The organism is Bacillus sp. JK106, assembly GCF_053663355.1.
On the sequence record NZ_JBSJQC010000001.1, the window covers coordinates 966,947 to 979,458 of the forward strand.

Consider the following 12,512-nt stretch of genomic DNA (forward strand, 5'->3'; position numbering starts at 1 on the left):
ACAGTACAAGTTCACACGACAATAGGAGGAAATCGCTTGTTGAAATCAAAGGTCCATTTTTGGACGCTGCAAATTTTGCTCGTTTTGCTCATTATTTACGTATCAACGAAAGTCTCGTTTATTTTTCAGCCGTTTTTCGGTTTTATCACCACTCTGTTTTTTCCGATTTTGATCTCGGGCATTTTGTTTTTCATTTTTAATCCGATCGTGCGCCTGCTTGAGAAAAAAATCCCCCGGACATTGGCAATCCTGCTCATTTATCTCGTTTTCATAGGCCTGATTGCCTTTATGTTCACCGCCATCGGGCCGATTGTGGCTTCTCAGGTCACGGGGCTGATTAACAATTTCCCTGATTACATTCATCAGATTCAAGTCTTGACGGCGCAATTATCCCATTCCAAATGGTTTACGTGGATGATGACGCAGGATTATGTGTCGATAGAAAAAATCCAGCAGTCTCTGACGGGGTTTTTACAAAGCCTTCCGCAAAATATTACGGCAAGCCTGTCGGCTGTGTTCGGCGTCGTTACGAATATCACGCTTGTCGTGATCACCGTTCCGTTCATTTTGTTTTATATGCTGAAGGACGGCCGGCGGTTTCCGCTCTTGGCAGTCAAAATCCTGCCTTCTTCCTACCGGGCGGAAGGTCGGAAAATATTTAACGACTTATATGTCACATTGGCCGCCTATTTCCAAGGCCAGCTGCTGATTTGTCTCTTTGTCGGAACGGCATGTTTTATCGGATATTGGATCATCGGTCTGCAGTATGCGTTAATTCTCGGGATGGTGATCGCCGTCACCAATATCATTCCGTACCTGGGGCCGTTTCTCGGGGCGGCGCCCGCGGTGATTATCGCGTTTATGGATTCGCCGGCTAAGGCGCTCTTTGCCGTTATTGTTGTCGTTGTCGTCCAGCAGCTTGACGGGAACCTGCTTTCTCCGCTTGTGATTGGGAAACGGCTGAATACCCACCCGCTCACCATTATTCTTCTGCTTATCGGAGCGGGCAGTTTCGGCGGCATTCTCGCAATGATTCTGGCCGTGCCGGTTTACGCGGTTTTAAAAGCTTTCGTCTTAAATATCGTCCGGCTTATCAAACTTCGTCAGCGGTCAAAGCTCGAAGACAGCCGCAAGCCGAAATAAAAACGGGCACAACTCCCGGTGCAGCGCATAAAATGCTGTAAAGAAAAGCGGAGGTGTGGGTATGCCTGCAATTGTGGGACCGATTTATATTATGAGTTTAGCCGGAGACGCTGCGGCGAGCTTCGGTGACGTGTTTGCCATTTCTCCCAAAGCCGTTGACCACTCAGGCGCGGGGGCAGGGGCGTTTCATTCCGGAGATTTTGTCAAAATTACTAATAAATTCAGCAAAACGCGCTTTGAAGACATCGATGTGTTTGACGAACCTGATTGGTTTAACGCGTGACAGCCTCCTTTTAGGAGGCTGTCGCTTTTTTGTAGTATAATAGAATCAGTCTTTATAAAAGGGGAATGTTTTATGAAAATCAGAAAAGCGAATATTACCGTGCAGTCCGGAATGATCGGTGATGTATATCTGCATGAAAATAAAAAAGAACAGCATACCCTTGTAGCCGTTCCGGAACTTGAGTGGAGCACGATCATTTCCTATGAGGAAGAGAAAAAGGCGCTGGCGCAGCGGCTTTTACAATCATTCAGCAAGCTGATTGAAGAAGAACCCGCCGGAGAGCTCGCCGGCAAGATCTCCCATTGGGTGGCTGAAATGTAACGAAAACGGTTTACCGCGTCCCGTCCGGGGCGATAATTGTAAAACAAGCTGGGAGGGACAGGCCGATGAGCGACAAAACGGTTGACCTTTATTTACAGCAGGGGATGTACGGCCCTCTGCAGACGAAACCGGATGAACGCCATTTATTTTTAGGCTCGCTGCGTGAAAGAGTCATCATTGCCCTGACGAAGGGGCAGGTGCTGCAAAAGCAGCCGTATGAAGAAGTGAAACAGGCGCTGAAAAGCCGAAAAGACGCGGTGCTCTATATAAACGGAAGGCTCCCGTATCATGCTTATTCACCATATATGAAGCTTGCCGCACTTGCCGGTGTCCGAAGCTCCGTCATCTCGGACCTTCAATTCGAAACGCCGCTCGGCCTGGTTTTTGCCGCCGATTATGCCGTGAACCTTGACGGCATTTACGTGCAGGATGACATTTTTCAGCGCTCACTCCTGAAATCTTAAAAGGGCAAAACACCGTTTGTCATTTTACAATGCCAATTCACTTACAAGTGGAGATAGGATATAATGGTTTTCATATGAATGGCGGGGAGGCCGGCTATGAAAAAAGCATTTATATGCATTGATTATACGAATGATTTTGCAGCTGAGAACGGGGCATTAACTTGCGGAGAACCCGCGAGACAGATTGAAGATACGATTGTCAGTTTGACGCAAGCATTTATAGAAAACGGTGATTACGTTGTCTTTGCGGTAGATTCGCATGATGCAGACGATGACTTTCATCCCGAGACACACCTGTTTCCTCCGCATAATATCAACGGCACGGAGGGCAAAGAGCTGTACGGAAGGCTATCGCCTCTTTATGAGAAACATAAACACGCAAAAAACGTAAATTATATGGAAAAAACGAGATATTCTGCTTTTGCGGGAACGGATTTAGAGCTGAAACTGCGGGAACGGCAAATCACTGAGCTGCATCTTGCGGGCCTGTGCACCGACATCTGCGTTCTTCACACGGCGGTTGACGCCTACAACAAGGGCTTTCAGATCGTCATTCATCAAAACGCTGTGGCCAGCTTTAATCCGGAAGGGCATGAATGGGCCCTGTCCCATTTTAAGAACAGCATCGGAGCGCAAGTGGCAGAGTAAGGAAGGGGAAAACAATTTTGGTGGAGCATGGTTTTAAAGACGACAGTTTGTCTTTACATACAGATCTTTATCAAATTAATATGGCCGAAACGTACTGGAGAGACGGCATTCATGAGAAAAAAGCGATTTTTGAGCTTTTTTTCAGAAAGCTTCCCTTTGAAAACGGCTATGCGGTATTTGCGGGCTTAGAAAAAGCAATCGAATACTTGGAGAACTTCAAATTTACCGACAGCGATCTGAATTATTTAAAAACGGAATTGCACTATGCTGATGATTTCATTGATTATTTACGGGATCTTTCTTTTACCGGATCTCTTTACAGCATGAAAGAAGGCGAGCTCGTTTTTAACAACGAACCGATTATGCGGGTCGAAGCGCCCCTGATTGAAGCGCAGCTGATTGAGACGGCTCTGCTTAACATTGTGAATTACCAAACATTAATCGCCACGAAAGCGGCCCGCATTAAAGGCGTTGTCGGTGACGAAGACGCCCTCGAATTCGGAACGCGGCGCGCCCATGAAATGGATGCGGCCATGTGGGGAGCGAGAGCGGCTTTGATCGGCGGCTTCAGCGCGACGAGTAATGTAAGAGCAGGAAAGCGTTTTAATATACCGGTATCCGGCACGCACGCTCATGCGCTCGTACAAGCGTACCGCGATGAATATACGGCATTTAAGAAATATGCGGAGACCCACAAAGACTGCGTATTTCTCGTAGATACGTACGATACGATCCGTTCGGGCATGCCGAATGCGATTAAAGTCGCAAAGGAATTCGGCGACCGGATCAACTTCATCGGCATCCGCCTGGACAGCGGGGACTTGGCGTACCTGTCAAAAAAAGCGCGTGAAATGCTTGATGAAGCGGGTTTCACAGACGCAAAGGTCATTGCTTCAAGCGATCTTGATGAGCACACGATATTAAATCTGAAATCCCAAGGAGCGAAAATCGATACGTGGGGCATCGGCACGAAGCTGATTACCGCATACGATCAGCCGGCCCTCGGCGCGGTTTACAAACTTGTCGCCATTGAAGAGGACGGCAAACTGACCGACACCATTAAAATTTCGTCAAACCCTGAAAAAGTGACAACGCCGGGAAGAAAGAGAGTATACCGGATTATCAACAAGCTGAATCACCACTCGGAAGGTGATTATATCGCGCTTTATGACGAGCGGGTAAATGATCAGAAACGCTTAAAAATGTTCCATCCCGTCCACACGTTCGTCAGCAAATTCGTCACTGATTTCTATGCGAAAGACTTGCATGAGCCGATCTTTGAAAACGGCGTTTTATGCTATGATAATCCCGAAATTACCGACATCCAGCAATACGTGCAGGATAACCTCAAACTTCTGTGGGAGGAATACAAACGGATCAGCAAGCCGGAAGAATATCCGGTCGATTTAAGCGAAGACTGCTGGAGCAACAAGATGCAGCGGATTCATGAAATCAAAAGCAAGCTGAAACGGGAACTTGAATAGAAAACAAAGCGGCCTTTCCTATCTCTGGAAAGGCTTTTTTGTTGTGATAATATTTTTCACATTTAGACAAATTTCGTCAAGTTATTTGATATACTTATGTTCGAAGGCCGCATCTAAGGGGGTAAATGAATGAAGGTGTTTGTTGCGAGACAGCCTATCTTCAACAGAAACGAACAGGTTGTTGCTTATGAACTTCTTTACCGGGAGAGCGAAGAGAACCGTTATTCGGCCGCGGACGGAGATAAAGCTACGACGGATCTCATTATTAACAGCTTTATCAACATCGGAATCGAAAAGCTGACTGAGGGGAAACGCTGCTTTGTGAATTTTACAGAAAGCCTGATGTTTTCAGATCTCCCTACCTCCTTTGATCCTGACCAGCTTATTATCGAAATTCTTGAGGACATACCGATCACTCCGGCACTCATCTCAAGATGCAGACAGCTGAAGAAATTAGGATATACATTAGCACTTGATGATTTTTACGCCATCAATCCGGAAAATGAAGAGTTAGTGGAACAGCTGATGAAATATATTGATATTTTAAAAATCGACTTTTTGCAATCCTCGCGTCTGGAGCGCAAAAAAATCATTCAGACGTACAGCTGTAAAAGTCTGATTTATTTAGCGGAGAAAGTGGAGACGAGAAAAGATTATAAACAGGCGGCCATAGACGGCTTTCACCTGTTTCAAGGATATTTTTTCAGTGAACCGCGTGTCATCAGCGGAAATGATCTGACGTTTCATTTTCATTCTTACTACCAGCTTTTAAGCGAATTAAACAATGACCAGCCCAATATACAGCGCGTGACGGAATACATAGAGCGGGACGTCAGCTTATCGTATCAGATTCTGCGTTTTTTAAACGGATCGCAAACAAGGCTGAAAAAAAAGATAGACAGCATCCAGCAGGCTATCATGATGCTCGGGCTGAATGAGATTAAGCGCTTGATTTACATTCTTTCATTCAGAGATTTAACGGCGAAAAGCCACTCAAGCCAAAAAGAAATCATTAAGATTTCCTTAATCAGGGCCAAACTGTGCGAACTGCTGGCGAAAAGAACCGGAAGGCCCCAGCCCTCTTCTTACATGCTGATCGGCATGTTTTCGCTCATCGATACGCTTCTCCACAGGGAGCTAGAGGATATCATCAAAGAACTGCCCTTAATCGATGAAGTCGGACAGGCGCTGCTCGGTTATGAAAACGATTATTATAAGATGCTCGCGCTCGTCAAAGCCATTGAATGCAACAACTGGGACTGTGACGAGTGGGGAAAAGAACTGAACAAAGAAGAAGCGTATGAATGTTACTTACAGGCGATCGAATGGTGCCGGCAGCTGATCGATTGAGCCGCTTTAAGCCGACCACCTGAGGGCGATGATAAACCGGCTTTGCTCTCTGATCAGACTGACACGGATGCCGTCGGGATTATACGTCACGTCAAAGTCATTTTTGATGCCGGTCTGCTTAATGAGCCGCTTGACCGCTGCGGTGTCAGATGATTGCGCTGCGGTGAGGATGCTGCGCGCAAGCTCTTTTGACGCCGACAGCCGCGCAAGGAGCAGGCGCGCATCCTCCAGCATGCCCGCAGCTTCTTTTGCGGACGCTGTCAAAATATCTGCGTGAACCGGGGCACTGGGCGCTGGATGCCGGTATGGCACGGCGAAAACAGGGCAGCATGGATACACATAATGCATACGGCGGCCTCCTTCCTGAGAAAACATTCGTTATACATGAGTATAGGCGGCGTGATAACGAGTTATGACATGCAAAAAGACCACAATGCGGGGGTTGCGGTCTTTTCGGTGTTTGTCGGTGGTTATGCGACGCTGTTCGCCCATTCTGTTTTGAAATTGCGACGGCAGGGACTATAGTCCCTGCCGGTTTGTCGGAAAACCGTTGAAAAAACAGCAGAACCGCCAGACTGGTCTGCTTTATCCTAAACGTCTGCCTTTATGGTAGTTATATAGTCCTGTTCGCTAAATGCCCTGTTCGGGACTATGGGATTACCATGGTTTGCGGTGTCACGCAGATACTTTTACACATACTTTTCGGTGAAAAATCCCGCAAAAACGTTTACACTATTAGTAACAGATCAAATACCTAGGACTCGTTCACCATACACAATTCATTGATCTTTCAAAAAAAGGAGTGTGGAAACGGTGGAAAACAAATTAGAAGAAGTAAAGCAATTATTATTCCGACTTGAAAATGATATCAGAGAAACAACCGACTCATTACGAAACATTAACAAAAGCATTGATCAGCTCGATAAATTCTCATATGCAATGAAAATTTCTTAAAAAGACTTGGAAACAAGTCTTTTTTTTGTGCATTTTTTATCCATTTCATGGATAAAGTATTATACGATTGTTAAAAAACGAAAAACCTGCTGTCTTTCATCACCTGCATTTAGTAAAATAGAATGGGAGGGTGAAGACAATTATTGAGCAAATGTGTTTAGATGCCAACCAAATCAAGAATAGAATGAAGAGTATAATAGAGCGGAACATATTTAATGAACATCTAATGCAGCTCCTTCTTCGTTTTATTGAACCAAAAAAAAATTTTTCTCTAGCTGAATCAGCTGTTTTGCATTATGTGATCTTTGACGGCGAAAATCAAGAAACCGCAGTGAACTTAGGTGCCGCTATTGAAATTCTTACACTTACTTCCGATATAATTGATGATCTGGAAGATGAGGATAATCGAGATGCTCCTTGGATGAAGATAGATCGTTCACTAGCATTAAGTGCAGCATTTTCATTATACACAGCAGGATTGCAAAGCATTAATTCGATTAGTACGAATCCTTTAGTGATTAAGTATGTATTAAAATATATTCAAGATGCAATGCAGGGTCAACATGATGATTTGATCAATAAACCAGAGACAGAAGATGAATGTTTAGAGGTAATCAAGTTAAAATGCGGAAGTTTATTTGCGTTAGCAAATGTTACTGGTACGCTTTTAGCAACTGGAGAATTCAATAAGTCTGTTGAAAGTTATTCCTATTATAAAGGGATATTTGAACAAATTTCCGGTGATTATCATGCTATTTTTAAGGATAATACTAGTGATATTCTGAAAGATAAACATACATTGATTAATTTATATCTTAAGCGCTTGTTTAATAAGTCTTCTCAAGAATTGCTTCGTATATTCTCAGATCAAAAATTATATTCGCAACTGCGGCTTAATAAAAAAGAGTTTATTCAAAAGCTGTATGATTCTGGAGCATCTCAATATGTTTCGGTTTTATACCAACTATACATGCATAAGTGTGGAACTGAAGTTGAAAATTTAAATTTAGATATAAAGAAGATAAAAATAATAAAAAAACACTTGTTGAATAATAAGAATAATAAGAAGGATGATGAAGATGCAGAATTTAATAAATTATTTTTTGAATTATCCTGATGTATTAAAGAAACTGAAAAGCAATGAAGCTAGCCTTATCGGTTATGACTCTATACAAACGCAAATTATCATTAAAGGGTTTGAGAATTATTTAATGATGGGTTCGGACAATAAAAAATGGGATAATGAATAATAAGCGAAGGGTGTAAATCTTGAAGAAGCTTATAAAGCCATTTACAATATCCATTATTATTTTAAGTGTTATCTATGTTTGTTATGTCGCTTTTATTAACATGAATGGACTTATTGTAGGCACGAAAATTGTAGAAAATAAGCATAAAGTACTCGAAGTTGCTGAAATGTCAAAAACCTCGTATGGAAAATTTGTAGGTTTAAAACAAGGTGATATGATTGTCAAAATTAATAATAAAAAACCATCTTTAAAATATCTAAAAGGGGATACTCTCTATCACGTTAAGAGCTTAGATATAAAAAGAAATGGACAGCAAATTCATTTAGATGATTTTGATATTGTTAATTTAAATGGATACTACAGTTACTTTTTATTTGTCCTTCCCCTTGTATTTTATTTTTTGAGTTTAATATGTATATTTTATATTGTAAAGGTGAGTCAAACCAGAAAATCGATAGCTGGGTATGTCCTAATTCTCTTCCTGTTAGATATCTCAATAGCTTATATGAGTGCTGGTGGTCCCTCAAGAGGTCATGAATTTAACAGATATATAAATTTGTTTACCTTCATTGCCTCACCTATATTTTATCTCCAGTTTATTCAAGAGTATTTCAAGGAATTAGGTAAAAAATTTGCCAATCGCTTGATTTCTTTTCTATATATCATACCGATAATTAATCTCTTAAACGAACCGTTTCGACATATTTATTCATATGACTTCACAACAAATTTAAATTTAGTATCGTTTTTCTTCGTGACTCTCTATGCATTTATATCTGTTTTCTATCATCTGTATAAATTCAAGTATTCAGAACATGCTTATATTCTTAAGATTTTAATTTTAACAAACACGCTCTCTTTTTTACCTTTTTTGCTTTTTTATGTAATCCCAATTATTTTGACAGGAAGTTATATATTAGATGCGTTGGCAGCGGCATCCCTGCTCGTACTTATCCCATTGGGATTGGTATACCAGTTCGTAGCTAACAAAATTTTTGATATTGAATTCATTTTAGGCAGGATGAGGTACTATGGCTTGCTTGCCTTAGTTCCAGCCCTTTTTATTGTTGGGATTTCAGCTTGGTTCGAGTCAATAGATATACAAATGAATCCTGCTCAGCAAACTGTATTTTTCTTTATTGTGATATTTGTCATTTTTTATTTTAAAGAAGTAATGGATTATAAATTTCGGTTAAAACGTTTTTCTGAAAAATTTAATTATCAAGATAGTATATTCAAATATACTCAGCTTATCAGAAGCATAACATCTTTAAAACAAATGTTTAAAGAACTAAAAAAGACGATTCTGGATGTTCTACTTGTCAGTAAAGCTTATGTCTTTGAAGTTACCTCTGAGGGTGACATTTTATATCATGATAAAAAGGATAATGAGCCTGACTGGGAAATGTATTCAAAAGAATTTAAGAAAGTTACTTCAGAGATTGGAAAAATCATTGAGCTAAACCGCGGTTTTTTAATCAAGATAGGAGAACGCGGAGGAAGTTCTTATGTTTTGCTTTGTTTGTCTACTATTAATACACCGAGACTGACACGAGATGAGATTTCATGGCTGAAGACATTGTCTTTCTATACGAGTGTCTCTATGGAAAATGTGATACAGATCGAAGAACTCATGAACCATTTACAAGACCTGAAACAACAAGGCTCAAACCCGGTCTGGCTCAAAAAGCTGATGTTTACGATCGAGGAAAAGCAGCGTTCGGATTTGGCCCGTGATCTCCATGATTCGGTGCTGCAGGATTTGATTTCTTTGAAGCGCCAGTGTGAGCTGTTTCTGGCCGATTTTAAGAAAGAAGAGCCTTGCCACATAGAGGTGCAGGACAAGCTTCATCAGATGAATGAGCAGATGTCGGATGTTATTTTGATGACCCGGGAGACGTGCCATGAGCTTCGGCCTCAGCTGCTGTATGATTTGGGTCTGGTCAAGGCGGTATCCAAGCTTGCCGCGCAACAGCAGGAGCGTGCGCCGTTTCATATCCGTCTGAATACGGGCCGGTTTACGGCGGCGCTGGATTTGGATACGCAGCTGAATTTGTACCGCATTATTCAGGAATTTCTTTCGAACGCCATGAAGCATTCACAGGCGAATGAGGTGCTGATTATGCTGATCAGCATTCAAAATAAAGTGATTCTGCATTATGAAGACGACGGTGTCGGCTGCAATCAGGAAGAAGGCGGCGGACAGTCGATGAGCATGGGTCTTTCGGGTATTAAGGAACGTGTCCGTGCGCTTGACGGACGGATGAAAATCGACACAAGTGAAGGAAACGGTTTTAAAGCGGATATTGAAATGGAATTGTAACCAATTTATCACCAAATCGACTTGGCAGAAGCCAAGTCTTTTTAATAAAATGGAAATGAGTGAGTAAAAGGGAGGAAACCATGAAAAAGATACTAGTGATTGATGATCATCCGGCTGTCATGGAGGGCACCAAGACGATTCTGGAAACGGACACGAATCTTTCTGTCGATTGCCTCAGTCCTGATGCCAGTGAACAATTCGTTCTCCGGCATGATTTTTCAGCTTACGATCTCATATTAATGGATTTAAATCTGGGTGATGACATCAGCGGCATAGAGCTTTCCAAGAAAATCTTAAAAGAGAATCCTCTCTGCAAAATCATTGTCTACACAGGCTATGAGGTTGAAGATTATTTTGAAGAATCCATCCGCGCGGGCCTGCATGGCGCCATCAGCAAAACCGAATCTAAAGAGAAAATCATGCAATACATATATCATGTGCTGAACGGACAGATTTTAGTTGATTTCTCCTATTTCAAACAGCTGATGACCCAGCAAAAAACAAAAACGTCTTCTTCCCCTCAAAGTGAGCAGGATCGCTTAACCCCGAGAGAGCGCCATATTCTCCAAGAGGTCGAAAAAGGTTTGACCAATCAGGAAATCGCTGATGCGCTTCACTTAAGCAAGCGGTCGATTGAATACAGCCTGACATCCATTTTTAATAAGCTGAATGTCGGCTCCCGTACTGAAGCGGTGCTGATCGCCAAGTCAGATAACGTACTATAAATCTTGAAGGGAGAATGACCTATGAATCTGAACAATACATTGCTCGGCGCACTCGGTATTGAAATCACTGAAAACACGCCGGAGAGATGCGTGGCGGTGATGCCGGTGGATAAGAGGACGGTGCAGCCTTTCGGATATCTGCATGGGGGCGCGTCAGCAGCGCTGGCGGAGACTGCTGCAAGTGTTGGGGCCCAGCATTTTATCGACCGGTCGAAACAGGCGTGTGTCGGGCTTGAGATTAATGCCAATCATTTAAAGTCCGTGAAAGAGGGCGGAACGGTCACGGCGATAGCGGAACCCGTTCACACAGGCAGGGCAACCATTGTGTACGGGATTAACATTTTCGATGAACGAGAAAGGCTGATCTGTGTTTCCCGCTGCACGCTGGCTGTTATAACAAAATAAACAAACAGCCGGAACCCTGAATCGTCCGGCTGTTTGTTTTTACAAATATGAATCTTCTTTTCGTTTGATCACAAAGTTTCTGATCCCTTTGTAATCATCCTGAACGCTTCTTTTATCAAGCGCCGCTCCCGAATTGTACGCGGCCCTGCATATGAGGTGCGCTCCGACCGGCGCCGTCAGCAGGATAAAAATGATGCCGAGCAGTATTTTTACAGAAATTTCTCCGGTCAGCATCCACAAGTAGCCTAACACCCCGAGCAATACCAAATTAACGCCGAGTGTCGAGCCTTTTGAAGAGGCGTGGGCGCGCGTATATACATCAGGAAGCCTGAGTGTGCCGAAAGACGCGACCAGGCAGATCAGCGATCCCATCAGAATACAAACGGCGACAGCCCATTTAACGATTTCGATCATTTTCGATAATCTCTCCTTTCTCCAAAAACTTAGCAAAGGCAATCGTGCCGATAAACGATAAAATGCCAAGCAGCAGAATGATGTCCAAAAAGGCCGATGTGTTTAAGAGAATGGATACAAGTGCGGTCATGGCAATCAGATTAATGCCGATCCCATCAAGCGCGACGACCCGGTCCGGTATCGTTGGCCCTTTTATGACGCGAATGACGTACAGAAGAGTCGAAACCGCCATAATGCCGAGTGATAATTGCAGAATAAACGTAAACATCAGCGGCTCACCTCCTGAATGGCTTTCTCAAAAGAGACGCGGATGTCATGGATCGCTTTCTCCGCATCTTCAATGTCCATGGCGTGTATATAGAGAATCGACCGGTCATCGGAGATATCCATCACGAGCGTACCCGGTGTTAAAGTGATTAACAGCGAGAGCAGCGTGATCTCCCAATCCTCCGTCAATTCCGTCTTAAACGCGAAAATGCCCGGGCGGATGTTCAGTTTCGGCGATATAACGGTTTTCAGCACGCTGACATTGGCCAAATATAATTCCTTTATAAAGATCATCGCCAGTCTGATGACTGACCATATTTTCCAAATGTAAAACGGCCGCGAGAAGAAGCGCCGGAAAAAAAACAGCGCCGCCAAGCCCGCGATAAATCCGGTTATAAAACCCGCCGTGCTGAGGCTGTTTGTGAGAAACATCCAGCAAACAGCGAGAAGAACATTTAATAAAAGTTGAAAAGCCATGCCA

General features: G+C 43.0%; 16 protein-coding genes. 12 read left to right on the plus strand and 4 right to left on the minus strand.

Features of this window, described 5'->3' with window-relative positions; genetic code table 11:
* Nucleotides 1-36 precede the first annotated feature (36 nt).
* The 7 genes from ACWJJS_RS05005 (at nucleotide 37) to ACWJJS_RS05035 (ending at nucleotide 5,693) form a co-directional block, all read left to right on the plus strand.
* Entirely contained in the window at nucleotides 37-1,143 is a 1,107-nt protein-coding gene (locus ACWJJS_RS05005; protein WP_014418769.1) for an AI-2E family transporter, read from the plus strand.
* Between the two features lie 61 nt (nucleotides 1,144-1,204).
* Nucleotides 1,205-1,426: a spore germination protein gene (locus ACWJJS_RS05010; RefSeq protein ID WP_003152026.1), complete on the plus strand. Its 222-nt coding sequence runs from the start codon at nucleotides 1,205-1,207 to the stop codon at nucleotides 1,424-1,426.
* A gap of 72 nt (nucleotides 1,427-1,498) precedes the next feature.
* Nucleotides 1,499-1,747: a YueH family protein gene (locus ACWJJS_RS05015; protein ID WP_003152028.1), complete on the plus strand. Its 249-nt coding sequence runs from the start codon at nucleotides 1,499-1,501 to the stop codon at nucleotides 1,745-1,747.
* A 65-nt stretch (nucleotides 1,748-1,812) separates the two neighbouring features.
* Nucleotides 1,813-2,211, plus strand: a complete 399-nt coding sequence (locus ACWJJS_RS05020; RefSeq protein WP_003152031.1) for a YueI family protein — start codon at nucleotides 1,813-1,815, stop codon at nucleotides 2,209-2,211.
* Nucleotides 2,212-2,307: 96 nt separating this feature from the next.
* The gene (locus ACWJJS_RS05025; protein WP_025853916.1) at nucleotides 2,308-2,859 is read left to right on the plus strand and encodes a cysteine hydrolase family protein; all 552 of its coding nucleotides are present in this window, start codon (nucleotides 2,308-2,310) and stop codon (nucleotides 2,857-2,859) included.
* Between the two features lie 17 nt (nucleotides 2,860-2,876).
* The gene (locus ACWJJS_RS05030) at nucleotides 2,877-4,343 is read left to right on the plus strand and encodes a nicotinate phosphoribosyltransferase (RefSeq protein ID WP_014305722.1); all 1,467 of its coding nucleotides are present in this window, start codon (nucleotides 2,877-2,879) and stop codon (nucleotides 4,341-4,343) included.
* A 129-nt stretch (nucleotides 4,344-4,472) separates the two neighbouring features.
* Nucleotides 4,473-5,693: an EAL and HDOD domain-containing protein gene (locus tag ACWJJS_RS05035; RefSeq protein ID WP_003152038.1), complete on the plus strand. Its 1,221-nt coding sequence runs from the start codon at nucleotides 4,473-4,475 to the stop codon at nucleotides 5,691-5,693.
* 6 nt (nucleotides 5,694-5,699) lie between these two features.
* On the opposite strand, the gene ACWJJS_RS05040 is transcribed toward ACWJJS_RS05035, so the two are convergent.
* Nucleotides 5,700-6,041 carry a hypothetical protein gene (locus ACWJJS_RS05040; protein ID WP_278071274.1) on the minus strand — a complete coding sequence of 114 codons (342 nt, stop codon included), beginning with the start codon at nucleotides 6,039-6,041 and terminating at the stop codon, nucleotides 5,700-5,702.
* Between the two features lie 465 nt (nucleotides 6,042-6,506).
* Here ACWJJS_RS05040 and degQ point away from each other — a divergent pair, with 465 nt between their 5' ends.
* The 5 genes from degQ to ACWJJS_RS05065 all read left to right on the plus strand — a co-directional run bounded on the left by degQ (nucleotide 6,507) and on the right by ACWJJS_RS05065 (nucleotide 11,350).
* Entirely contained in the window at nucleotides 6,507-6,647 is a 141-nt protein-coding gene (gene degQ, locus ACWJJS_RS05045) for a degradation enzyme regulation protein DegQ (protein ID WP_003152043.1), read from the plus strand.
* Between the two features lie 184 nt (nucleotides 6,648-6,831).
* Nucleotides 6,832-7,764 carry a class 1 isoprenoid biosynthesis enzyme gene (locus tag ACWJJS_RS05050; protein WP_025650217.1) on the plus strand — a complete coding sequence of 311 codons (933 nt, stop codon included), beginning with the start codon at nucleotides 6,832-6,834 and terminating at the stop codon, nucleotides 7,762-7,764.
* A gap of 152 nt (nucleotides 7,765-7,916) precedes the next feature.
* A complete protein-coding gene (locus ACWJJS_RS05055; RefSeq protein WP_070082286.1) occupies nucleotides 7,917-10,220 on the plus strand; it encodes a sensor histidine kinase in 2,304 nt (767 codons plus the stop codon).
* Nucleotides 10,221-10,300: 80 nt separating this feature from the next.
* Nucleotides 10,301-10,945, plus strand: a complete 645-nt coding sequence (locus ACWJJS_RS05060) for a response regulator transcription factor (RefSeq protein ID WP_003152052.1) — start codon at nucleotides 10,301-10,303, stop codon at nucleotides 10,943-10,945.
* Between the two features lie 21 nt (nucleotides 10,946-10,966).
* Nucleotides 10,967-11,350, plus strand: a complete 384-nt coding sequence (locus ACWJJS_RS05065; protein ID WP_003152054.1) for a hotdog fold thioesterase — start codon at nucleotides 10,967-10,969, stop codon at nucleotides 11,348-11,350.
* 39 nt (nucleotides 11,351-11,389) lie between these two features.
* Here the strand turns inward: ACWJJS_RS05065 and mnhG are convergent, their stop codons facing one another.
* Genes mnhG through ACWJJS_RS05080 form a run of 3 tightly spaced genes read right to left on the minus strand, consistent with a single transcriptional unit; the run spans nucleotide 11,390 to nucleotide 12,508 of the window.
* Nucleotides 11,390-11,764 (minus strand): monovalent cation/H(+) antiporter subunit G, encoded by a 375-nt coding sequence (gene mnhG / locus ACWJJS_RS05070; RefSeq protein WP_003152056.1) that lies wholly within the window; start codon nucleotides 11,762-11,764, stop codon nucleotides 11,390-11,392.
* The gene (locus ACWJJS_RS05075) at nucleotides 11,748-12,032 is read right to left on the minus strand and encodes a Na(+)/H(+) antiporter subunit F1 (RefSeq protein ID WP_012118311.1); all 285 of its coding nucleotides are present in this window, start codon (nucleotides 12,030-12,032) and stop codon (nucleotides 11,748-11,750) included. Before ACWJJS_RS05075 ends, mnhG begins: the two co-directional genes overlap by 17 nt.
* Nucleotides 12,032-12,508 (minus strand): Na+/H+ antiporter subunit E, encoded by a 477-nt coding sequence (locus ACWJJS_RS05080; RefSeq protein WP_071392239.1) that lies wholly within the window; start codon nucleotides 12,506-12,508, stop codon nucleotides 12,032-12,034. Before ACWJJS_RS05080 ends, ACWJJS_RS05075 begins: the two co-directional genes overlap by 1 nt.
* Nucleotides 12,509-12,512 lie beyond the last annotated feature (4 nt).